This is a genomic window from Pseudoalteromonas nigrifaciens (assembly GCF_002221505.1).
Taxonomy (GTDB): domain Bacteria; phylum Pseudomonadota; class Gammaproteobacteria; order Enterobacterales; family Alteromonadaceae; genus Pseudoalteromonas; species Pseudoalteromonas nigrifaciens.
In genome coordinates this window covers 382,964-406,724 of sequence record NZ_CP011037.1, presented here as the reverse complement: position 1 = coordinate 406,724, position 23,761 = coordinate 382,964, and the positions used below count along the sequence as shown (strand labels likewise).

Genomic DNA, 23,761 nt, shown 5'->3' with positions numbered 1-23,761 from the left:
CCAAGTTACTCACTTAATGGCGCACTAATTAGCTCAAGTGGTGGCAAGTTTACAAAGCTTGCTAACACTGCTTGAGCCACTCCTGCTTGGTTTTCATGACCAGCGGTTTCTAACAGTGTTATTCCCTTTACGGTATGTTGATCAAAACTCAAACCAGCTAAAAACAACTGACTTAATGCACTTTGCAATGGCGATAAGCTAGGGCTGTATGCAGCGTTTTCTGCGTAACTGCCATAAAAGTCACCGTTGTTAAACGTAGTGATTTTTACTGCGCTGTAGTTTTTGCTATACGGTACATAAGCTGCTAACGCATAGGCTGCCAGCTGTTGCTCTACTTCTGTATTATTAAATGAGCGAGCCTGCGGGGCTGGATTAAATAAGCTGTACTGATTGCCTAAATCGGTGGGGCCAAACGAATGCGGTAACAAGTCTGCAAGTTTAAATTGCTGCTCGGGCAGTAAAATATCAAATTCACGCGCATCAGCTAATTCGTTCATAAATTGGCGGCAATAACCACAAGGTGCGTCACTAATCGCTATTTTTAGTATTTTTTTCGCGCCATTTAACCAAGCATTATTAATTGCAGACTGCTCTGCGTGCACCACTAAACTAAGTGCTTGGCGGTTAAACTCGGCATTAGCACCAAAGTAAAAATTAACCTCGCCGCTTTCATCGAGTGCTTTAACGATTGCACCTACATGAAAGTTCGATACGGGTGCTACCGCAAACTCAGACGCTAAAGGCACTAAACCTTGTAATAAGGCGTCGTTTGTTACATTAAGTTGCGCGCATAGTTGGTTAATATTATTTGCGTTTAAAATACCGCGCTGGGTTTTTAATTGGCTACGTAAAGCCTGTGTTTGCGCTACGCTTAAAGAGATGTGGGTATTACTTAGTGCGGTGTTTGCTTGTACTAAAAAGGTTGCAGAAGCCATAATATAATTTTTGTTATTCAATGGCTAAGTAGTTTAAAAGGTTAGCGCATAAAATGCCAGCGCATATGCATAAAATAAGGGATTACGGCGCTGCGCAATCCCCTTATTTTTATTTAGCCATTAACCAGTATTGCGCATACCTGCTGCTATGCCGGTCATGGTGATCATTAACGCGTTATCTATATCGCCTTCACTGCCGTTGTCGCTTGAGCGCGCACGGCGAAGTAACTCTACCTGCAACACATTAAGCGGATCGGTATAAGGGTTACGCAGCGCAATTGACTCTTTGATCCATGGCTGATCGGCCAATAAGCTTTTTTGCGGGCTAAGCGACTGTACTAAACTAATCGCTTCAGCGAGCTCTTTGCGCAAGGTAACACCAAGTGGTTTGTACATATCTTCCACCAGCGCGTTATCGTAATGCTCACTTAACCAGCTGTCGGCCTTACTAAATACCATTTCGAGCATTTCTAGGCGCGATCTAAAAAATGGCCATTGTAAGCTCATTTCTTGCAAGGTTTCAACGCCGTATTTTGCCAAGGCCGCTTGTAATCCTGTTAATGCGCCTAACCACGCAGGTAACATTAAACGATTTTGGCTCCATGCAAAAATCCATGGTATTGCCCGCAAACTTTCGACCCCACCTGTAGGGTTTCGTTTTGCAGGGCGCGAGCCAAGCGGCAGTTTAGAAAGCTCAAGCTCTGGGGTTGCCATTCTAAAATAAGGTACAAAGTTTTCATCGTGGCGTACCACGTTACGATAATGCTCACACGACTCTTCGCTGATCAAAGCCATTACTTCGCGCCATTGTGGTTTAGGCTCTGGCGGTGGTAATAAATTACTTTGCAGTACAGCGCCGGCGTAAATATTTAAGCTTTGTAGCGCAACATCGGGTAAACCAAATTTAAAGCGGATCATCTCGCCTTGCTCAGTTACTCGCAAACCACCTTTTAATGACCCCGGTGGTTGTGAATGTAGGGCTTGTGCAGCAGGTGCGCCACCTCGCCCTACCGTACCGCCACGGCCATGAAATAACACCAGCTCTATGCCGCGTTTGTCGGCCAATTGCACTAGCTTATCCATTGCTTCGTACTGCGCCCAACCAGCTGCCATCATACCGGCGTCTTTTGCTGAGTCTGAGTAACCTATCATGACGTTTTGGGTATTGTTAATTTGGCCTCTGTACCAGTCATTATCCAACAAAGTAGTAATAACATTGTGGCCATCATTTAAATCATCTAAGGTTTCAAATAACGGCGCAACCGGTAGTTTAAAGCTACAACCACTTTCTTTTAACAGCAATTGTACCGCTAAAATATCGGAGGCTGTGCGCGCCATCGAAATAATATATAAGCCAAATGTTTGCTCGTCTTGCTGTGCAATCACGTCAAAGGTGTCGAGTACTTCTTGTACCTCTGGGCTTGGCTGCCAACGCTTAGGTATTAGCGGCCTGCGCGAGTTAAGCTCAGTGAGTAAAAAGGCTTGTTTGTCTTGCTCTTGCCATTGGTTGTAATCGCCCAAACCTAAGTAACGCGTAAGCTCTGAAAACACATCACCATGGCGCGATGAATCTTGGCGTACATCTAATTTAGCTAACCGCAAACCAAAACTATTAATACGATGTAATACATCCAGTAATAGGCCATCAGCAACTACTTTCATATTGCATTTTAATAGCGAGCGATAGCACACCTCAATTGGATGTTTTATTTGGTTTATATCGGTAATTAAGTCTTGGGCTTCGCTGCGCTGATTTTTTATTTTTGCCCCTAAATGCATCACGGTTTCTAACACTTGGTTTTTGAGTGTTTTAATCACGCAGCGGTAGGGTTCAAATTCTTGCCCCGCAAGGGCTATCAGCTCATCACTAGCATCAGACATCGACAGCTCTGTACTTAGCGTTTCTAAATCGCGGCCATATAAGTCCAGTGCCATCCAACGACCATGATCAAGCACCTCTTTGGTTACTTGTGCGGTTACATAAGGGTTACCGTCACGATCTCCGCCCATCCACGAGGTAAACTCTATTGGGCTGTAGTTTGTTGGTAACTCTAAGCTTAAATGCTCTTTTACATGCTGACTAAACTCACGTAAAAAACGCGGCACCGCATGCCACAAGCTATTTTCAATCACCGCGTAGCCCCACTTTGCTTCATCAACAGGGGTAGGTCGCGAGCGACGAATATCGTCGGTGTGCCATGCTTGGCTAATTAACTGCGCAATACGATTTAAAATAGCCTCGCGCTCTTGTGCTAAGTTATCAGTTCGCTCCAATGAAGCTAAGCAATCACTTAACTCAACGTGCTTATTAATAATTGTGCGGCGTGTTACTTCTGTAGGGTGCGCGGTTAGCACCAAGTTTATGTGGAGTTTTGAGAGTGTGTCGGCCAAATGATTGTGATTAAGTTGGCCATTATTTGCTTTTGTTGCTAACGTTTTTAATGTTTGAGTGAGAGGATTTAGCTGGCAAAAACCAACATCATTAAAACGCGAAACGGTATGAAACTGCTCGGCAACATTGGCAAGGTTTAAAAAATGATTAAATGAACGGGCAACCGGTAACAGCTCTTCATCGCTGAGCGCATGTAATACTTTTATTAGTGTTTTACGGTCGTTTTCGTTGCCACTGCGAGATGACTTTGATAAAGCCCTTATTTCTTCTACTTTATCTAAAATTGCTTGGCCTTGGGCATCTTTAATTGTTTGCCCTAATAATTGGCCTAGTAAATTTACATTGCCTCGCAAGGCGGCATATTGTTCACTCATTTCTCAGTCTCCTTTGTTTCATGGAGCACTATTAATATCACTATGCGCGGTTATTTAATAGATCCATTTGCAATGGCGTGTCGTAAAAAAGCATATGTAAAATAATTACAAAGCAATAACATGATCATTTTTTACGATGCTAACTGCCCATTGTGTAACGCCGAAATGCAACATTTAAAGCGTGCTGACATTAATAATAAAATAATATTAGAGGACCTTAATGCCACTGACTTTAATACGCGTTTTCCTAATGTAGATAAAAGTATAGCTATGGCGTTATTACACGCAAGAATGCCATCTGGAATAATGATCTATGGCCTTGATGTAACCTACCAAGCATGGAAAACAGTAGATAAATATCCTTGGTTGAAGATTATTCGCTTGCCCATAATTCGTTTTTTTGCCGATTGCGCATACACTTTTTTTGCTAAGTATCGCCAGCCTATAAGTCGTTTTTTAATGCCAAACTCACAGTGTAAAAATAATCAATGTAAAACCAAAAGTGCAGGTGATAAATGAAAACTATTGTTTTATTTGGCGCAAGTAGCGCAATTGCACAAGCTTATATAGCGCATTTAAATAACCAAGTAACCCAGTACCATATTGTTTGCGTAAGCGCGGGCTCGCGCAATGCACAGTACAATAACCTAAATAATATAACGCAACTGCAAAGCGATTATTCAAAACAAAGCTTAAACAATGTTACCACTACACTACAAAACCAGCAGGCTGATTTACATCAGGTAATTATTTTTAATGGCCTTTTACATAATCAGCAACACATGCCAGAAAAAAAACTAGAGGACATTAACAGCGATTATTTTAATCAACTATTGCAAGTTAATGCGCTTACACCCCTGCTATGCCTGCAAAGTGTATTACCATTATTAACACCTAAAACCCACTGCACTATTACCGCATTAAGCGCCCGGGTTGGCAGCATAAACGACAATAAACTTGGCGGCTGGTATACCTATCGCGCATCAAAAGCGGCGCTTAATATGTTATTTAAAACTGCTGCCGTAGAGCTGGCAAGGCGCGCTAAAAACACTAAGCTCATTTTATTTCATCCCGGTACTACCGACACTGAGCTGTCTAAGCCTTTTCAAAAAAATGTACCGCCAAACACGCTTTTTACTCCTGCGTTTGTAGCGCAGCAATTATTTGAACTGACTAACAACAACCCTAATTTAGAACTTAACGGTGAACCCGCCTACCTAGATTGGCAAGGCACTGCTATTTCATGGTAGGTATTTCATGGTAAGGATTTTTTAATGCATTTTACTAAAGCGCGCATTGCAGCACTTGAAAAACACACGCGTACCCACTTTATAAACTCGTTGTCAGGCTTTAAAAGCGCTAACTTAATTGGCACTCAAGACAGCCAAGGCAATACTAACTTATCGATTGTTAGCTCTGTTATTCATTTAGGCGCGCACCCGCCATTAATTGGTATGATAATACGCCCCCATAGCGTTCCCCGTCACACTTTCGAAAATATTTTAGCAACCGGTGTTTATACTATTAATCATGTTAATAGTGCTATTTATCAGCAAGCACATCAAACCTCGGCGCGTTATGATAAAAACGAATCAGAGTTTGCTGCCACTGGTTTAACAGCTGAGTATTTAAATGAATTTACTGCCCCTTTTGTACAACAAAGCCGCTTAAAATATGCGGTAAAATACATTGAACATCAGCATTTAGCAGTCAATGGTACTGAGCTTGTGATTGGCGAAATAATGGACGTATATTTAGATGAAGCGGCACTGCAAAGCGATGGCTTTTTAGACTTACAGGCCATAGATACGGTAGCCATAAGCGGGCTCGATAGCTACCACAGCACTAACAAACTAATGCGCCTGCCTTATGCTAAAAAGTAACCAGGCTGCAAATACATTATTTGTAGCTTTTAATACACTGTAGAGTAATCATGATTGATAAACTGCAATTAATCCCAATATACTCATTATATTCGCTTTACCGCTTTGCCCTAAGGGAAAATAATGAAAACGCTTAAAATTGATATTGTATCGGATGTAATGTGCCCATGGTGCATTATTGGTTATAAAAACCTTGAAAAAGCACTCAGTGAATTACACGGTGAAATAAACGCAGAAATTAGCTGGAAACCGTTTGAGCTTAACCCAAATATGCCGCCTGAAGGCCAAGACTTAAATGAACATTTAACGCAAAAGTACGGCTTAACACCAGAGCAAAGCAAAGATAACCGCCAACGTTTAATAGACGCCGGAAAAGACGCCGACTTCACGTTTAACTTTGACGATAAGCGAATGATAATAAATAGCTTCGATTGCCATCGTTTATTAGCATGGGCTGCCACTTCAAATAAGCAGACCGAGCTAAAACTGGCTTTATTTAAAGCCCACTTTTCTGACTTAGTGAATTTAAACGAGCAACCCGCTTTGCTTGATATTGTTGCAAGTGTTGGCCTTGATACAGACCGTGCTCAAGAAATTTTAGCCGGTGGTGAGTTTTTTCAAGAAGTACGCAGCCAGCAAAGTGACATACAGCAAATGGGTATTACCACAGTGCCTACTTTTATCATAAATGAGCAATACGCCCTTACCGGCGGACAACCTAGCGCTGCATTTGTGCAAGCCTTTAAGCAAATAACTGAAGAAGAAGCACAGCAAAACGCTGAGTAATTAAACTCTGAATTAAAGAATTTAAAAAGGCTGCAATGTGCAGCCTTTTCTTTTAATTTAAAGTATTAAGCCTGTTAAACTGCATTTAATACATGCACTTAAAGAATATTAAGTACGGTAAAGCACTTTGATCACATGCCAGCCAAATTTAGTTTTAACTAAATGCGGCTCTAAAATAGCGCCATTAAACGCAATTTTGTCGAACTGTGGCACCATTTGTCCACGTCTAAATTCACCTAAATCGCCACCTTTTTTACCCGACGGACACGACGAATACTTTTTAGCTAAGGTTTGAAATTTTGCACCTTTACCTAATTGCGTAATAATATCTTCTGCAATTTCTTTATGTTTTACCAGTATATGCAGTGCGTGCGCTGTATTTGCCATGTGAAAGCCTTGTAATATCGGTTAAATTTAAACGCCGCGATTTTAGCACAGCTAGTTAAATCAGGCAGCTACTATAGTGCTTCATTAATGTGTTGAGTGCGCTGAAAAAAAACCAGCATCGCTTTAGCCTAAAATTATATTTAATCACTAGCGTTATTAGTGCTGTACTGGCTTTTTTTGTAATTTGCGCTGTAATGTACGTCTATGCATATTGAGCTGCCTTGCGGTGCTCGACACATTACCATTATTACTGTGTAGCACTTGCTGAATATGCTCCCACTCTAAACGCTCTGGCGACATAACTGTGGTTGCAACATCTAAGGTTATTGCTGTATCGCGCTCTTGGTTAAGTGCTTTTAGTAAGGTTGCCATATCAACAGGTTTGGTAAGGTAATCGTTGGCTCCTAAGCGCATTGCTTCAACTGCGGTGGCAATACTGGCAAAGCCCGTGAGTAATACAATATGCGCGTGTGTGAGCAAGCTGCGCAGTGGTTTTATTAACGCTAAGCCATTGTCGTTACCTAACTTCATATCTAACAAAATAGTAGCGGGCAAAAACCGCCTTGCACTAAGGAGTGCCTCACTTTGGTTATGCGCTATTTCGCAGTTAAAACCGTATTTAGTTAGCCGCCTTGCCAAGGTACTAGCAAGGTTTATATCGTCTTCAATAATTAATATTTTCATTCACTTTGCTCGCTAAAAACAGTTGCTAATTTAACTTTGGCAATTGCACCACACTGGGGGTGATTATATAAAGTTAGCGAGCCATTTAAACGCTCAAAGGTCACATTAGAAAGCAGCACAGCCAGCCCCATACCATGGTCGCTAGGCATTAATTGCCCACCTAAATTGCTGAGCTGGGTTGCTGAAAAGCCATTCCCAAAATCGCGAATAAGCAAGTAAACATATTCGCCGCAATGCTCCTCTTGCAGCCAAGTAAGCTCAAGCACATTTTGACCTTGCTGCTGATTAGCGGTGGCTGCATTTTGGAGTAAATTTAAAATAGCAGGTAGCAACATAGCATCACTGTTTAATATGGCGGTATTAATGCCACCCGTTTGGTTTTTTATAATCCACTTTATTTGTTGATCGGGATATTGCAGCAATAGCGTATCGGTAATTTGCTGTTGTAATTGCGCCGTTGTAATGTGTTGTTGGGTGTTATTAAGGCGCAGCGCAGCTGAGAGCTTTCTAAAACTATCTAATTGTGTAGCGCATTGTTGTAGTGGAGTTTGCATTTGTTGCACTACAAGGTTATTTGGATGACCCTCTAATAACTCTTCAAATAGTAACTGTAAGTTAGCAATTGGTGTAGCAAGCTGATGCGTTATTTGCGCTGCTGCGCCATCCAGCGTTACTAACTGTTCACTGCGTAATTGTTGTTCGCGCACTTGAGCAATAGTGCGTTCGCGCTCTTTTAAGGCGCGGTTCATTGCACCAATCACTAACGCTATTACACTGGCACTCAAAACAAAGTTAATCCACATGCTAATAAAATGGCCGCTCATGTTCATTTGGTGCATGTTATGTTCGGGCATTTTTATCAGTAATACACTATACGCCGCAATGGCTAATACCGCGATATAAGCAAGCCCTTTGCCACTTAGCGTTACCGCTGCAATCATTATTGGCAGCAATAATAACGACACAAATGCATTGGTTGCGCCACCACTGAGTGATAACAAAATAGTTAAAAACAATACGTCGGCGGTTAATTGCATCAGCATGCCCAGCGGTTTTGCTTGGCTTACATTACGATAAGCCAGCACACTCATTAACTGAAACCCCGCTTCTAGAGCAATCACTAACAGTAAGGGCATTAATGCTATTTGATGATCTAATAAAAAGTACACTATAAGCACAGCAATAAGCTGCACAGCTATGGCACCACTGCGTAACATTAAAAGGCGGCTAATAGCCGGATCGGTGCGAATTAACAAAACACATGTTACCTATTGAATTTTAAGAAAAGCTATTTTAATACTTATGCAATACTTAGTCATCATTCATCGACATTGTAACTAGGTACAAAGTGAAGTATTAAAAGGCCACGGCACTAGGGTTAATAATTATTAAGCTCAATATTTATTGAGCCCATATTAACCCCAGTGCCTTAACAGCAAGTGTGGCTATTGCTTATAAATTAGCCCTGCTTTCATTACAAACTGCACATTTTTAAGCTCTGCAATATTTTTTAGCGGCGAGGCATTAACACTAATAATATCGGCTTGTTTACCCACACTCAAATCGCCTAATTGGGTATCTTGGCCAAGCAGTTTAGCTGCACTCACGGTTGCCGATTTAATTGCCTGTGCTTCACTCATACCATTACTTACCAGTAAGCTAAACTCGTTAGCATTAAGGCCATGGCGCGATACGCCGGAGTCAGTGCCAAAGGCAATATTTACCTCATTTTTTAGCGCTAATTTAAACGATGCCTGCATTTTAGGTGTTACTTCGCGCACTTTATCTGCAATAGCTATTGGCATGTTTGGATTACTAATTGCTTCTTCGCTCACTGTGGCACCAGCCAGCAAAGTAGGAACTAAGTAAGCTCCGGTTTTTTTAAACAATGCTATAGCCTCTTTATCTAAATACGAGCCATGCTCTATTGAGTTTACACCCGCTTTAAGCGCGGCTTTTATGCCTTGCGTGCCATGTGCATGAGCGGCTACTTTACGCCCTAAATGATGCGCGGTATCTACAATTGCACTAAGCTCTGCGTCGCTTAATTGTTGATTAACGCCTGCGGCGGTATTACTTAATACGCCACCGGTGGCGGTAATTTTTATAACATCGGCACCACTTTTAATCACTTCGCGCGTGGCTCTGCGGCAATCGTCTGCGCCGTTACAAATACCTAATGATGCACCAACACCGTCACTTATATCTTTACGATAGCCATGTAAATCGGCGTGCCCACCAGTGGGCGATACTGTATTGCCTGCGGCAAAAATGCGCGGACCATTAATATCATTACGCTCAATGGCGCGCTTTAGCGGAAAAATAACCTGATAGTTACTGCCTAAGTCTCGCACTGAGGTAAAGCCTGCATTTAAAGTACGCTGTAAATATTTAATTGAACGCAGCGCGTTATCTGCTTCGTATTCGGTAGTCCAGCGATGCCTGCTAACATTGGCATCGCGCTCAAAAGTAACATGCACGTGCATGTCTATTAGCCCAGGCATTACAAAGTGATTTTTAAGGTCTATTACTTGCGCGCCGGGCAAACCCAGTGCATCTTTACTTACATAGCCGCTTTTAATTGCTGAAATTTTATCATCGGCTATTACCAGTGTTTGCTCAGTTTTAACCGTTTGCTCTGTACCTAGCATTACACTGCCCGCATAAATAATTTTATGTTGTTGTGCTAATGCCATATTTGTTGTTAACGCTAAAGTGATTGCAGTAAATGTAGTTATTAGTGTAGTTTTCATACTTGCTCCTTTTAAGCTCTACCTTTAACCCAATTAACTATAAATTGCTACATTTACGCTACAAAAACCCTTTTAATAAGCTATCATTTTTTATCTCCTTGGGTATTTACTAGTGTTAAAAGCCATTTTTTGGTATAACTTATTCATTAGTAATACATGTCAGACCACTTTTTAAGAGAACACACTATGCCTTACGCACACATCACTGGTTGGGGTAAATGCATTCCACCAGCAAGCATTAGTAACGACGAAATTAGCAAAATAGTGGATACCACAGACGAGTGGATAACATCACGAACAGGTATTAAATCTCGCAGAGTTAGCCATGTAAGTACTGCAGAGCTTGCTACTGTTGCGGCTAAGCATGCTATTGCTTGTGCCGGTATTGACGCTAAAGATATTGATTTAGTTATTTTAGCCACCTGTACGCCATCAACTATGGTGGCAAATACTGCGTCGTTAGTGCAAAAGAATATTGGCGCTGTAGGCGCTGCCGCTATGGACACTAACGCAGCTTGTTCAGGGTTTTTATATGCTCTACAAGCAGCAACAGCGCAAATACAAGCCGGTATGATTAAAAAGGCTGTGGTTATTGCTGCAGAGCGCATGACTTGGTATGTAAACTGGTCGCGCCGTGACAGTGCGGTATTATTTGGCGATGGCGCGGGTGCCGTAGTACTCGAAGCTGCCGATACACCTGCAGGTTTACTTGCGACTAAAACCGGTTGTGACAGTACAGATCGTGATATTTTACATATCGAAAACTTTGGTAGTGACTTAAATAAATATGAGCCGATTGGCCCATCTAATTTACTATTCGAAGGCCGTGAAATATTTAAGCGCGCTGTAAAAGGCATGAGTGAAGCATGCGACGACGTACTAGCCCAAGCAAATTTAAGCCTAGACGATATAAACGTATTAGTGCCGCATCAAGCTAACTTACGTATTATTCAGGCCATTCAGCACCGTTTAAAAGTGCCAGATGAAAAAGTAATGGTTAATATTGGCCAGTACGGTAATACATCGGCAGCGACAATTGCCATTGCACTTTGCGAGGCGGTGGAGCAAGGTTTAATTAAACCACACTCAAATATTATGTCGGCAGCCTTTGGCGCTGGCCTTACGTGGGCTGCTAGTTATATTAAATGGGGCGAGCGTGTAACACCTATTAGTGTAAGTGATGCACAACTTCCTCCTTGCGATAAAACCGGCTTAGAGTTAGTTGCTCCAGCGGTAAAAGCATGTAAAGAAGCAGAGCCAACCTAAATAGGCAGCTACTTATTGAAACGCACTTAATTGTGCGTTTTTTGTTTTTAGTGTTTGTATTTAATTACACAATTTAGAGAGCGCGTTATGAAACTACTTGGCATTCATCATGCCGCTATTATTTGCAGCGACTACCCTCGCGCTAAGCATTTTTATAGCAAAATATTAAAGCTTAAAATTATTAATGAGCACTTTAGGGAAGCACGACATTCTTATAAATTAGATTTAGCTTTGCCTGATGGCGGTCAAATTGAGTTATTTTCGTTTACTGGCGCACCAGAGCGCCCAAGTTACCCTGAAGCACAAGGGTTAAGGCATTTAGCATTTAAAGTAAGTGATGTGCACGTGGCTAAAGCGTATTTAGAGTCACAAGGGGTTAATGTAGAGGACATAAGAGAAGATGAAATCACCGGCAAAAAGTTTACTTTTTTTTCCGATCCGGATAATTTACCGCTTGAGTTGTATGAGGTTTAACACCTCATACTAAATACTCGATTATTAGTTAAAACGGTTTTGCAGGTAATTAAATACAGCACGAATACCTAACGCTTCTCCGCCTACTGGGCGACCTGGTAGAGCACGTAAGTTCCATGCCATTACATCAAAATGTACCCAAGGCGTAGTTGGCTCAATAAATTCTTTTAAATACAGTGCAGCGGTAATTGCACCGCCAAATGGGGTGCTTGCACAGTTTGCCATATCGGCAACATCACTGTTTAAAAATGACTTATATTGATCAAATAACGGCAGTTGCCATACCGGATCGCTTACACTCAACCCTGCGTCCATAATACTATTAGCAATAGTACGCTCAGTACAGAAAAACCCTGGTAGTTCAGTGCCCAAAGCAACTCGACACGCACCTGTTAAGGTAGCAAAGTCAATGATAAGCTCAGGCTCGTCGTTTTGGGCTTCGCTAAGCGCGTCACATAATACTAAACGTCCTTCGGCATCGGTATTGTCAATTTCAACCATAATGCCTTTACGGGTTTTTACTACATCGCCAGGGCGAAATGCGTTACGCGAAACCGCGTTTTCAACCGCAGGTACTAACACGCGTAATCTAATTGGTAAATTAGCAGCCATTATAAGCTGAGCAAGCGCAATAACATGCGCTGCGCCGCCCATGTCTTTTTTCATGTTACGCATACCGGCACTCGGTTTTAAGTCAAGCCCGCCTGAGTCAAAACATACACCTTTACCAACCAAAGTAATTAATGGTGCGTCTTTTGCGCCCCATTTTAAGTCGAGTAAACGCGGCTTATTTTCACTCGCACGACCAACCATATGAATTGTTGGGTAGTTTTGCTCTAACAGCTCATCTCCAATCCACTGAGTAAAGTCTCCATCAAAGGTGTCGGCTAAATCACTCATGACTTGTGCTAAATGTTGCGGCATCATATCGGCAGCCGGGGTATTAACTAAATCGCGGGCTAAACCAATTGCGTCGGCTTGTTGTTTTATTTGCTCGTAAAGTGTTTTGTCAGCAATACCTAACTGCGCTTTTGCGGTGACTTTTTCTTTGTACTCACTAAATTCATAACCACCCAATACAAAGCCTAAAGCAAGCTGCTCTATTAGGTGTTTTTCACCTTGAATTTGATAACAACCTACCGGTAACTTGGTGGCTAAGTCGCCTGCAGCCCAAAAGTCATCACTGCTGCGTATTATGCAATAAACATGGTTAAGCTCACCCGTTTCAGGGTTTGGTACTAATGCTAGCCCATGCTTTTCAAAACCACTATTTGCTAACCAGTTTTGTACAAATGTAGGTTGCTGCGTAAGCCAATCTGTTAATTCGTTTTTAAGGATAAAAGATAAAGGAATTCCAGAAGAAGTATGACGAAGTAATGCACTCATTAAATGACTCACAAAATATAAATGGTCACTAAGCATAACAATAAGGAGACGCAAAAGGTATCGCTAATTTTGCCAATTATAGATTACTTTTTTAATGAGTTTTGTGGGTCTTGTTTTTGATTTTCTTGAGCTATTTCACGATCAAGCTCTTTAACTGAACGATTCATATTGAAGGAGCTAGGCAAAACATCAACGCCAACTAAGCGGCCCAGTTTAACCACTAAGGGAATAGTTAAAGGCGCAAACGGTAATATGGCAAATACCCCTAAACCCAAACCCTTTAAAATATCTACAAATTGCTCGTTTGCACGCTTTAATTCGGCTTTATTTGTTTGCCCTTGTGTGTAGCGTTTATAAATTGAAAGCATTTCTTTTGTTTCTTGTCTTTCTTGCGCAAGCGCAATTTTAAGCGCAACCATAGCACGACGAAAACGCAATTGCTGGCGCTTGGAACTAATTTTAACAACCCGCCATGGTGCGCGGTGTATGACTTTATATAATCGCATTGGCGTATTCTCACACAGGGATTCAAGTTCACAAAGAATAATTTACATGCCAAGGTCAATACTTTATTATTTACAGCCTTTTTAGTATTTAAAAAATCTTAATATGCAATTAAATATACTACCTGCAGTCGCAAAACCAGAAAAACCTAAGCCGGACGAGTGCTGTGGTGGTGGAAGTTGTTGCCCATGCGTATGGGATGAATATAAAAAGCAGCTCGCTATTTGGAAGCGTGAAAATGAGCAACGCGCAATAACAATAAAGTAACAAAAACACTTAAACCCTCATTCAAACTCCCCTTAATTTAACCGTTTCCTTAATCAAACTGCGCATTACAAGCAGCACACACTGTATTGTTGCAATTTCATACAAAACACCCTCATTGTTAAATAATAGTTAATTATTAATTTCTCTACTTGTTTTTTCTCTATAGTCTATAAGCTGGACTCACAGGAAGTGGGCTTAATTTATTAAGCTTTAAGGAGTCAGCAAGTATTACCTTACTCCCCATGAAATGTGACTAGTCCGCTACAAAAATAACTCGTGTTACACAAACATGATTAACAAAACTATTCTAACTGGGGATATTTAGAATAAAATTAAAAAGCAATGTGCTAAACCAGGCAGTTAAATTTGCCTTAGCCACCCTACAGCCGGATTATTTATATCTGGCTCTGCTATTGCAGCCGACGCGCAAACAACAACCAAAGTTAATAAAAATCTAGAAAAAATTGCTGTTGTTGGTACACGCTCAGCACCTCACTCTATTGGTGACTCACCGGTTCCTATTGATATTATTGGTGGTGAAGAGCTAAGCAAGTCAGGTAACACCGACATGCTAGAGCTATTAAAGGGCGCTATACCTTCATTAAACGTACACTCTATGCCAATTAGTGACGCAGCGTCATTAGTGCGCCCAGCTAACCTTCGGGGCTTACCATCAGACAGCACACTTATTTTATTAAATGGTAAACGCCGACACCGCGCTTCTGTTATCGCCTTTTTAGGTGGTGGTATTAACGATGGTGCTCAAGGTGCCGATATTTCGGTTATTCCAAGTATTGCCCTTAAGCAAGTAGAAGTACTGCGTGACGGTGCTGCTGCACAATATGGCTCTGACGCTATTGCAGGGGTTATAAACTTTGTATTAAAAGATGCCTCTGAAGGTGGCTCTCTTGAAGTGCGTAAGGGCGAGTATTACGAAGGTGATGGCGACACCACTCAAGTTTCGGGCAATATTGGTCTTCCATTTACCGACAATGGCTTTGCAAATTTAAGCTTTCAATATAAAACCGCAGATGCAACCAGCCGCTCAGTACAACGCTTTGATGCTAAAGCACTTAATGATGCCGGCGTGCCCGACATAGCACCTATTACTCAAGTATGGGGCGCACCTGAGGTTAACGACGACATTTCAATTTTTGGTAATGTAGGTTTAGAGCTAACCAATAACTCAGAGTTTTACATGTTTGGTAACTACTCTGAGCGCGATGTAAGAGGTGGTTTTTATTACCGTAACCCTCACACTCGCCCGGGTGCTTATTCAAACGATGGCGGCGATACTTTACTCGTTGGCGATTTAACCGGTGATATGAGTGGCAACTGCCCAACTATTGCCATTGATGATAACGTGCTTGATAATCCAGATTATATTAATGGGGTGGCAAATAACCCAGATTGTTTTGCATTTAATGAAATGCTGCCGGGTGGTTTTACACCAAACTTTGGCGGTAATATTACCGATGCGTCACTCACTATTGGTACTAAAGGTCAGTTTACTGATGGCTTTTTAAAGGATGTATATTACGACTTAAGCGGCACGGTTGGTTATAATGAATCTCGCTACTTTATTTACGACACGATCAATGCGTCTTTAGGCCCAGAAAGCCCACGTGACTTTAGCCCAGGTAAATACGAACAATTAGAGAAAAACTTTAACTTTGATCTATCTAAAGGTTTTGATTTTGGCCTAGCATACGATGTAAACATAGCATCAGGCCTAGAATGGCATGAAGAAACCTTTACTGTGATCTCTGGCGATGAAGCCTCGTTTATTGCAGGGCCACTTACCGATCAAGGCTTTGGTATTGGTTCAAATGGCTTCCCGGGGTTTAAACCCTCTGATGCCGGTGAATATAGCCGTCGTAACTACGCCGCTTATGTTGATATAGAAGCGCCCTTTACTGAAGAGTTTTTAATGGGTCTAGCCGTTCGTTTTGAAGATTACGATACCTTTGGCACGACAACTAACTACAAATTAATGGCTCAGTATCACTTAACTGAAGATTTAAATATTCGTGGTTCAATCAGCACAGGTTTTAGAGCGCCAACGGTTGGCCAAGCTAATGTGAGTAACGTACAAACAAACCTTAGCAGCGGTGTATTAGTAGATTCAGCATTATTACCACCTACTAACCCAATTGCGATACAACTTGGCGGGCAAGAATTAGAGCCTGAAGAATCACAAAGCTATACTTTTGGCGCTGTGTACACGCTAGGCGATTTATTTTTAACGGTAGATTATTACAATATTAAAGTTGATGAGCGCATTAGTCAATCTGATAAAATTGAACTTAGCCAAGCAGACAAAGACAAACTTACTGCCTCGGGCATTCCTAACGTACAAAACCTAGCACAGGTAAGCTTTTTTACTAATGACTTTGACACCACTACACAAGGTGTTGATTTAGTGGCTAACTACTCAACTGAGTTACTTAATGGCAGCTCAACATTTAGCTTAGCGTACAACTGGAATGAAACCGAAGTTACCCGCTCAACCATTATTACAGGGCCGTTTAAAGTAAGCCGTCTTGAGAATGACTTATCTAATCATCGTGCAACTCTAAGCTGGGCACAACAATGGGAAAGCTTCTCTGCGTTTACCCGCGTAAACTACTTTGGTGAATACCAAGGTGTGCATGTAGATTATGACGAAACAGCTAAAATGGCAGATGCTGCGGTTACCTTAGATGCTGAAATTACTTATTTTTTAAACGAATCAATGAGCTTTTCTGTAGGTGCACAAAACTTACTTGACCAAGAAGCTGAAAAACTTGATTTTAGTGGCGCTAGCGACTTTATCCCTAATAATAATTGGGGTGGTCAATACTACGAAACATCACCATTTGGTATTAACGGTGGTTATTATTACGTTAAAGCAACTTATACTTTTTAATCCTTATTGGTCATAAGGTGAAGGCGAAATGTGAAAGACATTTCGCCTTTTTCGCTGTATAGATAGTCAAGACAGAATCAACAGGAATGTTAAAGTTACAATGCTACTTAAAAAAGCGAATCAGTTACTGGCAGAAAACAAACTTAAAGATGCTGAGTTTTACTACAAAACAATACTTAAAGCCGATGCTGATAACGGCGAAGCCCTGTTTGGTTTAGGCCGAATTGCACTGCGCCTAGAGCGTAATGATGATGCTGTATATTTATTACAAAAAGCCTGTGAACGCCTGCCTTATATGCTTGAACCTCTACACGCACTTGCTGATGCATTTAATAATGTAAATTCACCAAATGATGCGCTAAAAGTGCTTGAGTACGCAAAAAACTTAGCCAGTAATAACCCCGACCCACATTACTATTTAGCCCAGCACTATTTAACGTATGGTGAGCTAAATAAAGCCCATACTACTTTTTCGCATGCACTGAGCTTAGGCGTTTACCCTGTTACAGCTTATATTTTGTTAGAGTTGGTACAATTGGGGCGTTTTGACAAAGAACATAACTACCTCAGTAACTTGCATCACTTGCTAACGCAAACTAATAATTTACGCCTTAAAATGGTGTGCTATTACGCTTTGGCAAAAAGTTACGACAAACTAGAGGATACTGATCAGGCGTTTAACTACTTTGTATTAGCTAACCAATTACAACGAAAACTAAGCGAATTTGATACCCAAGTTCTTACTGCTTTTTACGACGACATAATAAAATACAATACAGCTGCTCTTTTAAGCTCAGCGAATAAAAGTGTGAAAGGTGGCCTTACCCCCTTATTCATAATTGGCATGCCACGCAGCGGCTCAACCCTACTTGAACAAATGTTGGTAAATCATAGCCAGTGCTCAAGCATGGGTGAAAGTATTAGTATAAGTAGTGATGTGATGGCTTTTTTAGAACAAAAAACCGGTTTTAGCTATCCACACTGTTTAGATCATTTAACACATGAGTTAATTAATAAGGCCCGCGACCTTTATATAGCAAAATTAAAAACAGCAAGCCCTTCTCGCCCCTTTGTTATTAATAAACTGCCAAGCAACTATCAAGCTATTGGGCTTATTTATATGCTATTTCCAAATGCAAAATTTATTAATTTAACCCGCGATTTTAATGCCACGGCATTTTCGGTATTTAGTAATTATTTTGCCGAAAACGAGCCTTACTTTTGCTCGTTAACCGAGTTTAAGCAATACCATAGCTTGTACGAAAAGTTAATGGCGCATTGGCAGGCGTTTCCGGCACTGCAAATATATAACCTAAGTTATGAGCAATTAGTAACGGACCCCAAAGGCCAACTCACTGCACTACTTAGGTTTATAGGTTGCTCGTTTGAAGAAAATTGCTTGGCATTTTATAAACAAAAAATCGCGGTTACCACACTCAGCAAACACGCTATACGTGAACCGGTTAATCTGCACAATGTTGATAAGTGGCAACGCTACAAAACGCCATTACTTAAGCTTTTGGCGCAGTCGCAAACCAATTAAGTACATCTTTAAACTGCTCATTGCGCGCATGCGGATGGGTTAACATATTAATATGGTCGTAATCTATTTTATGGCCATAACGACGTCCATAAATTTGCATTTTTTGTACCCCAGGACCCGACTCTTCCATAAACTTTTGAATATCTATTGGTTGTGCGAGGGCTTTATCTTTTGCGCCTGCAATATGCAGCGTTGGCGGCAAGGTTAATTGTGCAACGGCTTTAGCGTAATCAAAGTTATCGTCACTGTCTATCCAAGGTGTTTTTTTAGCCCACTGCATACTTTGCCAATGCGACTTTTGTGTTTCATCGTCACTGCCCCACTTTAAGCGTTTAGCCGGTAAGTACCCATGCTTTTTAGCCATTAACGGCGCCATAAAATACCAAATGAAATTAGCTTGAAGTAACTTTTTAGGGTGATTATTAAATAACGAGCGCTTAGTGCCAAAGTAAGCACAGGCTTTTACGTCGTTAATATAATTTGGGAATCGTGCAAATGCGCTATTCATTAACACCCCACCCCAAGAGTGAGCCAGCCAATAATCTGGTTTTTTCCCCTCTAACTGCTCTATTTTATCTATAAATGCAGGAATATCTTCTAAAATAGCTTCGGTTTGACCATAACGAGCATGCTTGTCTATAACCGGTTTACTTTCACCACGACCACGTAAATCAGCCACATAACACACAAACCCTTGCTCGGCTAAAAAAGGCGCTAAGCCTTTGTTGCTATGGGTATAAAATATTTTACCGTTTTCTACCGCGCCATGCATAAAAAACGCCACTGCGCCATTTGGCTTATCGCTACTAATACGACGTAAATGCAGTGTTTGCTGATCGGCTAATGTTATAAATACTGATTGCTGAGTGATTGCCACAGTGAGTCCTTTTTAATTGCTAACAGCTCATCCTACCAGTAACAACCTCGTAGCCATAGGGAAAATTATCACGTTTTTATCTCGGTATTTGTTACAATTAACTTTTATTCCTGTTGTAAAAATAATCATCATGAAAGCAAGCACCTCACGCGCAAAACTACACCCTCGTAATCAACATTTAAATGGCTACGATCTTGACCTATTAACTGAGCAGCATCCTGCACTTTCTGCTTTTATTATTACAACACCTGCAGGTACAAAAAGTATTGATTTTAGCGATAACAAAGCGGTAAAAACCCTTAATCAAGCCCTTTTAAAAGCCCATTACAATGTAGATTTTTGGGATATTCCACAGCATAACTTATGCCCACCTATTCCGGGACGAGTAGACTATATTCATTATTTGGCCGACTTATTAGCTGACGATAACCAAACGCAAATTCCCACTGGCCGTCAAGTTAAAGTATTAGATATTGGCACCGGCGCTAATTTAGTTTACCCGCTCACAGGTGGGCATGAATATAACTGGCATTTTACTGGCACCGATATTGACCCTGCAGCCATTAAAGTAGCAAAACAAATTGCGCAATTTAATAATTTAAAAATAACCTTAAAACAGCAAAAAAATGCCGCAAATATATTCAAAGGAGTTATAAACAGTAAAGATCTGTACCACTTAACGCTGTGTAACCCGCCGTTTCATGCCAGCAGCGAAGACGCTGTTAAAGGTAGCGAACGTAAATGGAAAAACCTTGGCAAAGCACCTAGCAGCACACTTAACTTTGGTGGCCAAAATAACGAGCTATGGTGCGAAGGCGGTGAAGTGCAATTTATCTCTAATATGATTAAAGAAAGTGCAGCCGTTGCAGAGCAAGTAATGTGGTTTACCTCTTTGGTGTCGAAAAAAGATAATATTGCGGCTTTAGAGCAAGAATTAAAACAACACCCTATAGCCCAATATAAAATAGTTGATATGGCACAAGGGCAAAAAGTTAGCCGTTTTATTGCTTGGAGTTATTTTGATAAAGCTACACGTGAGCAAATTTGCGAAGAACTCGAATAATAATATAGTAAGGATTAACCCTATGATAGATTTTCGCTCAGATACGGTAACTAAACCCTCTAAAGCTATGCGCGATATAATGTATAACGCCCCTGTAGGCGATGACGTATATGGCGATGATGAAAGTGTTAACCAACTAGAAGCATATGCATGTGAGCGCTTTGAATTTGCGGAGGCACTTTTTTGTAGCTCAGGTACTCAAGCTAACTTATTGGCGTTAATGGCACATTGTGAGCGCGGAGACGAATACATTTGCGGCCAAAGTGCCCATAACTATAAATTTGAAGGCGGCGGCGCAGCCGTTTTAGGCTCAATACAACCCCAGCCAATTGAAAACGAAGCAGACGGTACACTTTGCTTTAATAAAATAGCGGCGGCAATAAAGCCTGATGATAATCATTTTGCCAACACTCGCTTATTAAGCCTTGAAAACACCATAGGCGGTAAAGTACTTGCTCTTGACTATCTTGCTGCAGCGCGCAAGTTTGTAAACCAGCACAGCTTATCGCTACACCTAGATGGTGCGCGTGCGTTTAATGCAGCAGCCGATCTTAATGTGGATATAACTGCCATTACTCAGCACTTTGATTCTGTTTCGATTTGTTTATCTAAAGGGTTAGGTGCGCCAGTTGGATCGTTATTGCTAGGTTCAAAAGCGCTGATTAGCAAGGCAAGACGCTGGCGAAAAGTACTTGGCGGCGGTATGCGCCAAGCAGGAATGTTAGCAGCAGCAGGGCAATACGCACTTGAGCATAATGTCAAACGCTTAAGCGATGATCATGCTAATGCGCGCTACCTAGCGCAGCAATTAAGTACACTTAATGGCTTTAACGTTAACATGAAAAACACCACCAACATGGTTTATGCCAGCTGCGAGCCTAATATAAATATACAGCAGCTAGCAGCTAATTTAAAAGCGCAAGGAATACTGTTTAGTCCAAGTAAGCAACTTAGGTTAGTAACTCACTTAGACATAACTAAAGCAGATATAGACACCTTTATAAAGGCATTAGCGGCCCATATTTAACGCGGCTTTATAATGTTTGCGGCACACCGATTCATACCGGTTGTTGCCGCCTATTTCTACTTGGTTACCATCGGCTATTGCATCGCCATTTTCATCGGTACGCAATACGTGGTTGGCTTTGCGGCCACAATGACACACAGTTTTAAGCTCTACTAGCTTATCAGCCCAAGCAAGTAAATACTGCGACCCGGTAAATAGCTCACCTCTAAAGTCGTTACGCAAGCCGTAACATAGTACCGGAATACCCAGTTCATCAACCACATCGGTTAACTGCATCACTTGCTCTTTAGATAAAAACTGGCATTCGTCAACTAGTACACAATGGCGTTTTTTATCTTGATTTAGTGACTGTATAAGCGCAAACACATCTTTGTTTTCATCAAAAATATGCGCATCGGCTTGCAGCCCAATTCGCGAAGATACCTTGCCTACTCCCGCTCTATCATCAATTGCAGCTGTGAGGATCACCGGCTCCATACCACGCTCTTGGTAATTAAATGCAGATTGTAATAAAGTGGTTGATTTACCCGCATTCATTGCAGAATAATAAAAGTATAATTGCGCCATTGCTGTGCCTTCAGATAAAAAGTGCGCTTATGCTACCTCAAATGAGCGTTAATACCAATTTGGTTTATGCATTTTATGCATTAAGAACTGATCAACCGGTTTCGTGCTGCAATAACCATTGTTTTCTTGCAAGTCCACCCGCGTAACCTGTTAATTTTGCGTTTGCGCCAATAATACGGTGGCACGGTACAATAATACTTATTGGGTTTTTGCCATTAGCAGCGCCAACAGCGCGCACCGCTTTGGGGTTGTTTAATACCTTAGCAATATCGCCATACGTTTTAAGTTCCCCATAGGGAACGTTAAGTAATGCCTGCCATACACTTTGTTGAAACACGGTTCCTTGGGTATCTAAAGGTACTGTAAAGGTAGTGCGCTGCTTAGCAAAATACTCATTAAGCTGCGCTGCGGCGCATAAAATAGCGTCATTAGTCACTTCGCTAAGCGCTGTAATGGGGTAATTTTTAGGTGGATAAAAACCCACATAGCTCACGCCGTTTTCGCTGCCTTGAATAATAATATCGTCGATAGGACTCGGTAGTAAGGTTTGAATTATCATCAGTTTACGGCAAGGATACTCGGTACTTTAGTGACGAGTATCCTTGCCGCCTCCATTGGTTGAGTTAACGTAGTGGTTCGAGCAGAAATCCGAACCGTGTTTTTCTTAATGTTGGCGCAGGCGTGAACCTTATTACCTAAAATAGTCTCTAGGGCAAAGTAGCCTGAGCTACGCTTGCCTTTAACAAAACCAGTACCTTGTGGTGTTTGTACAAAGTCGTGTTTTTTTAGGCCAAATAGCTTGCCGACTGGTATCCACTTTTCGGAGCGAACCCCCTTTGTCTGTTGGTAGTCACCAGAAGCCACATGACGTTTACGTAAAACATGTTTGGCTTGTTGTACAAGCTCGCCATTTTCACAACAAATTGACACGGCATCATAGTAATGAGTTTTCGGTAAGCCCAATACTTGCTCGCGCTTAAATTTGGTCACGTAGCCAAACGTTTCTTCAAAATCCCAGCACTGTTTTAACTGGACTTTGACTATACCTATTTCAGTCGCATGTTTTGTCTTTGAGCGCTTCACTTTTAGCTCAAACTTTCCTGCGTGTAAATCATTATGGCACGTCTCGCATAGCGTTATTAGGTTACTGGGTGCATCAGTGCCGCCCTGAGAACGAAATACTTTGTGGTGTACGTGCAGCTTGGCGCTGTGCTTCGTTTTACGTCCACTTTGACATTTATAATTGTCACGTTGCAATACGTAGGCTTTAACGTTGTAGTAGCCCAGCTGTGCGCCTTGCTGGTAGCCGGCACCAGTCACAGTTGGGTTAGTTATCTTGTGTATATCGAAGCTAGCAGTTTCAACCTTCCAATGTGAAATTGGTAAGATAGCTTCAACCTGCTTTTTCTCACGCAAGTGTGAATCAAGCTTGCTTTTTAGAGACGGTGCTAAGCGCCCCTCTTTACGCATTGAGGCACGGTTCAACCAACGTGCAGGGCGGTAGCGTAGCTTACGGTTTCTGCGAGTCCTTCGATACATTGCACGTTGCTGCATCTTTTTAGATACGTCAGTGCGCAAAGCCACCTCGCTTTGATAAATCCTCTAGGTAGAGGCCGTTTTTACCAAGCCAGGTAGAGTAATTGTGAACTACCCATCGACGCCACTCCGTGTCGATCAATGGGCTT

22 protein-coding genes and 1 pseudogene are annotated in these 23,761 nt (G+C 41.5%); 11 read left to right on the top strand and 12 right to left on the bottom strand.

The window, feature by feature from the left end; translation table 11 throughout:
• Positions 1–5 precede the first annotated feature (5 nt).
• Entirely contained in the window at positions 6–935 is a 930-nt protein-coding gene (gene cdd, locus PNIG_RS18335) for a cytidine deaminase (RefSeq protein WP_089369199.1), read from the bottom strand.
• A gap of 120 nt (positions 936–1,055) precedes the next feature.
• Entirely contained in the window at positions 1,056–3,701 is a 2,646-nt protein-coding gene (gene ppc, locus PNIG_RS18330; protein ID WP_089369198.1) for a phosphoenolpyruvate carboxylase, read from the bottom strand.
• A gap of 120 nt (positions 3,702–3,821) precedes the next feature.
• On the opposite strand from ppc, the gene PNIG_RS18325 reads away from it, so the two are divergent.
• The 4 genes from PNIG_RS18325 (at position 3,822) to PNIG_RS18310 (ending at position 6,370) form a co-directional block, all read left to right on the top strand.
• The gene (locus tag PNIG_RS18325) at positions 3,822–4,220 is read left to right on the top strand and encodes a thiol-disulfide oxidoreductase DCC family protein (RefSeq protein WP_089369197.1); all 399 of its coding nucleotides are present in this window, start codon (positions 3,822–3,824) and stop codon (positions 4,218–4,220) included.
• Positions 4,217–4,951, top strand: a complete 735-nt coding sequence (locus tag PNIG_RS18320) for an SDR family oxidoreductase (RefSeq protein ID WP_089369196.1) — start codon at positions 4,217–4,219, stop codon at positions 4,949–4,951. The genes PNIG_RS18325 and PNIG_RS18320 overlap by 4 nt, the downstream gene beginning before the upstream one ends.
• 24 nt (positions 4,952–4,975) lie before the next feature.
• The gene (locus PNIG_RS18315; protein WP_089369195.1) at positions 4,976–5,584 is read left to right on the top strand and encodes a flavin reductase family protein; all 609 of its coding nucleotides are present in this window, start codon (positions 4,976–4,978) and stop codon (positions 5,582–5,584) included.
• Positions 5,585–5,707: 123 nt separating this feature from the next.
• Positions 5,708–6,370 carry a DsbA family oxidoreductase gene (locus tag PNIG_RS18310; RefSeq protein ID WP_086995654.1) on the top strand — a complete coding sequence of 221 codons (663 nt, stop codon included), beginning with the start codon at positions 5,708–5,710 and terminating at the stop codon, positions 6,368–6,370.
• Positions 6,371–6,478: 108 nt separating this feature from the next.
• On the opposite strand, the gene PNIG_RS18305 is transcribed toward PNIG_RS18310, so the two are convergent.
• The 4 genes from PNIG_RS18305 to PNIG_RS18290 form a co-directional block, all read right to left on the bottom strand.
• Entirely contained in the window at positions 6,479–6,757 is a 279-nt protein-coding gene (locus PNIG_RS18305; protein ID WP_011329937.1) for a peptidylprolyl isomerase, read from the bottom strand.
• A 156-nt stretch (positions 6,758–6,913) separates the two neighbouring features.
• Positions 6,914–7,441, bottom strand: a complete 528-nt coding sequence (locus tag PNIG_RS18300) for a response regulator transcription factor (protein ID WP_011329936.1) — start codon at positions 7,439–7,441, stop codon at positions 6,914–6,916.
• Positions 7,438–8,697 carry an ATP-binding protein gene (locus PNIG_RS18295; protein ID WP_089369194.1) on the bottom strand — a complete coding sequence of 420 codons (1,260 nt, stop codon included), beginning with the start codon at positions 8,695–8,697 and terminating at the stop codon, positions 7,438–7,440. The genes PNIG_RS18300 and PNIG_RS18295 overlap by 4 nt, the downstream gene beginning before the upstream one ends.
• A 189-nt stretch (positions 8,698–8,886) precedes the next feature.
• Entirely contained in the window at positions 8,887–10,194 is a 1,308-nt protein-coding gene (locus PNIG_RS18290; protein WP_089369193.1) for a metal-dependent hydrolase family protein, read from the bottom strand.
• A 186-nt stretch (positions 10,195–10,380) separates the two neighbouring features.
• Between PNIG_RS18290 and PNIG_RS18285 the strand changes: the two genes are divergently transcribed.
• Together PNIG_RS18285 and gloA2 are read left to right on the top strand one after the other, a co-directional pair.
• Positions 10,381–11,460, top strand: coding sequence for a ketoacyl-ACP synthase III (locus PNIG_RS18285; RefSeq protein WP_011329933.1), 1,080 nt, complete (start codon positions 10,381–10,383; stop codon positions 11,458–11,460).
• An 87-nt stretch (positions 11,461–11,547) separates the two neighbouring features.
• Positions 11,548–11,934, top strand: coding sequence for an SMU1112c/YaeR family gloxylase I-like metalloprotein (gloA2, locus tag PNIG_RS18280; RefSeq protein ID WP_089369192.1), 387 nt, complete (start codon positions 11,548–11,550; stop codon positions 11,932–11,934).
• A 24-nt stretch (positions 11,935–11,958) separates the two neighbouring features.
• On the opposite strand, the gene PNIG_RS18275 is transcribed toward gloA2, so the two are convergent.
• Positions 11,959–13,320 (bottom strand): leucyl aminopeptidase family protein, encoded by a 1,362-nt coding sequence (locus PNIG_RS18275; RefSeq protein WP_089369331.1) that lies wholly within the window; start codon positions 13,318–13,320, stop codon positions 11,959–11,961.
• A gap of 83 nt (positions 13,321–13,403) precedes the next feature.
• A complete protein-coding gene (locus PNIG_RS18270; RefSeq protein WP_041454912.1) occupies positions 13,404–13,826 on the bottom strand; it encodes a hypothetical protein in 423 nt (140 codons plus the stop codon).
• A 103-nt stretch (positions 13,827–13,929) separates the two neighbouring features.
• On the opposite strand from PNIG_RS18270, the gene PNIG_RS18265 reads away from it, so the two are divergent.
• The 3 genes and pseudogenes from PNIG_RS18265 to PNIG_RS18255 all read left to right on the top strand — a co-directional run bounded on the left by PNIG_RS18265 (position 13,930) and on the right by PNIG_RS18255 (position 18,542).
• Positions 13,930–14,091, top strand: a complete 162-nt coding sequence (locus PNIG_RS18265) for an oxidoreductase-like domain-containing protein (RefSeq protein WP_089369191.1) — start codon at positions 13,930–13,932, stop codon at positions 14,089–14,091.
• A 326-nt stretch (positions 14,092–14,417) separates the two neighbouring features.
• Positions 14,418–16,999 (top strand): annotated as a pseudogene (locus tag PNIG_RS18260) (TonB-dependent receptor plug domain-containing protein).
• 100 nt (positions 17,000–17,099) lie between these two features.
• Positions 17,100–18,542 carry a tetratricopeptide repeat-containing sulfotransferase family protein gene (locus PNIG_RS18255; RefSeq protein WP_089369190.1) on the top strand — a complete coding sequence of 481 codons (1,443 nt, stop codon included), beginning with the start codon at positions 17,100–17,102 and terminating at the stop codon, positions 18,540–18,542.
• On the opposite strand, the gene PNIG_RS18250 is transcribed toward PNIG_RS18255, so the two are convergent.
• The gene (locus PNIG_RS18250) at positions 18,511–19,419 is read right to left on the bottom strand and encodes an alpha/beta fold hydrolase (protein ID WP_011329927.1); all 909 of its coding nucleotides are present in this window, start codon (positions 19,417–19,419) and stop codon (positions 18,511–18,513) included. The genes PNIG_RS18255 and PNIG_RS18250 overlap by 32 nt on opposite strands.
• Positions 19,420–19,549: 130 nt before the next feature.
• Here PNIG_RS18250 and rlmF point away from each other — a divergent pair, with 130 nt between their 5' ends.
• Positions 19,550–20,482: a 23S rRNA (adenine(1618)-N(6))-methyltransferase RlmF gene (rlmF, locus tag PNIG_RS18245; RefSeq protein ID WP_041454980.1), complete on the top strand. Its 933-nt coding sequence runs from the start codon at positions 19,550–19,552 to the stop codon at positions 20,480–20,482.
• A gap of 22 nt (positions 20,483–20,504) precedes the next feature.
• Positions 20,505–21,509, top strand: coding sequence for a low-specificity L-threonine aldolase (gene ltaE / locus PNIG_RS18240; protein ID WP_086994525.1), 1,005 nt, complete (start codon positions 20,505–20,507; stop codon positions 21,507–21,509).
• On the opposite strand, the gene PNIG_RS18235 is transcribed toward ltaE, so the two are convergent.
• From PNIG_RS18235 to iscB, 3 genes are all read right to left on the bottom strand, one after another.
• Positions 21,492–22,076, bottom strand: coding sequence for a thymidine kinase (locus PNIG_RS18235; protein ID WP_011329924.1), 585 nt, complete (start codon positions 22,074–22,076; stop codon positions 21,492–21,494). The genes ltaE and PNIG_RS18235 overlap by 18 nt on opposite strands.
• 91 nt (positions 22,077–22,167) lie before the next feature.
• On the bottom strand, positions 22,168–22,635 hold the full coding sequence (locus PNIG_RS18230) for a methylated-DNA--[protein]-cysteine S-methyltransferase (protein ID WP_089369189.1): 468 nt from the start codon (positions 22,633–22,635) through the stop codon (positions 22,168–22,170).
• Entirely contained in the window at positions 22,635–23,675 is a 1,041-nt protein-coding gene (gene iscB / locus PNIG_RS18225) for an RNA-guided endonuclease IscB (RefSeq protein ID WP_255319066.1), read from the bottom strand. Before iscB ends, PNIG_RS18230 begins: the two co-directional genes overlap by 1 nt.
• Between the last annotated feature and the right edge of the window lie 86 nt (positions 23,676–23,761).

What these genes read in the sequence shown, in the direction of transcription:
- PNIG_RS18275 (WP_089369331.1), bottom strand. Translation starts at nt 13,320, where the DNA reads ATGAGTGCATTACTTCGTCATACTTCTTCTGGAATTCCTTTATCTTTT.
- PNIG_RS18320 (WP_089369196.1), top strand. Translation starts at nt 4,217, where the DNA reads ATGAAAACTATTGTTTTATTTGGCGCAAGTAGCGCAATTGCACAAGCT.
- PNIG_RS18305 (WP_011329937.1), bottom strand. Translation starts at nt 6,757, where the DNA reads ATGGCAAATACAGCGCACGCACTGCATATACTGGTAAAACATAAAGAA.
- PNIG_RS18290 (WP_089369193.1), bottom strand. Translation starts at nt 10,194, where the DNA reads ATGAAAACTACACTAATAACTACATTTACTGCAATCACTTTAGCGTTA.
- PNIG_RS18235 (WP_011329924.1), bottom strand. Translation starts at nt 22,076, where the DNA reads ATGGCGCAATTATACTTTTATTATTCTGCAATGAATGCGGGTAAATCA.
- PNIG_RS18325 (WP_089369197.1), top strand. Translation starts at nt 3,822, where the DNA reads ATGATCATTTTTTACGATGCTAACTGCCCATTGTGTAACGCCGAAATG.
- PNIG_RS18285 (WP_011329933.1), top strand. Translation starts at nt 10,381, where the DNA reads ATGCCTTACGCACACATCACTGGTTGGGGTAAATGCATTCCACCAGCA.
- cdd (WP_089369199.1), bottom strand. Translation starts at nt 935, where the DNA reads ATGGCTTCTGCAACCTTTTTAGTACAAGCAAACACCGCACTAAGTAAT.
- PNIG_RS18315 (WP_089369195.1), top strand. Translation starts at nt 4,976, where the DNA reads ATGCATTTTACTAAAGCGCGCATTGCAGCACTTGAAAAACACACGCGT.
- PNIG_RS18270 (WP_041454912.1), bottom strand. Translation starts at nt 13,826, where the DNA reads ATGCGATTATATAAAGTCATACACCGCGCACCATGGCGGGTTGTTAAA.
- ltaE (WP_086994525.1), top strand. Translation starts at nt 20,505, where the DNA reads ATGATAGATTTTCGCTCAGATACGGTAACTAAACCCTCTAAAGCTATG.
- PNIG_RS18255 (WP_089369190.1), top strand. Translation starts at nt 17,100, where the DNA reads ATGCTACTTAAAAAAGCGAATCAGTTACTGGCAGAAAACAAACTTAAA.
- PNIG_RS18310 (WP_086995654.1), top strand. Translation starts at nt 5,708, where the DNA reads ATGAAAACGCTTAAAATTGATATTGTATCGGATGTAATGTGCCCATGG.
- PNIG_RS18300 (WP_011329936.1), bottom strand. Translation starts at nt 7,441, where the DNA reads ATGAAAATATTAATTATTGAAGACGATATAAACCTTGCTAGTACCTTG.
- PNIG_RS18230 (WP_089369189.1), bottom strand. Translation starts at nt 22,635, where the DNA reads ATGATAATTCAAACCTTACTACCGAGTCCTATCGACGATATTATTATT.
- ppc (WP_089369198.1), bottom strand. Translation starts at nt 3,701, where the DNA reads ATGAGTGAACAATATGCCGCCTTGCGAGGCAATGTAAATTTACTAGGC.
- rlmF (WP_041454980.1), top strand. Translation starts at nt 19,550, where the DNA reads ATGAAAGCAAGCACCTCACGCGCAAAACTACACCCTCGTAATCAACAT.
- PNIG_RS18265 (WP_089369191.1), top strand. Translation starts at nt 13,930, where the DNA reads ATGCAATTAAATATACTACCTGCAGTCGCAAAACCAGAAAAACCTAAG.
- gloA2 (WP_089369192.1), top strand. Translation starts at nt 11,548, where the DNA reads ATGAAACTACTTGGCATTCATCATGCCGCTATTATTTGCAGCGACTAC.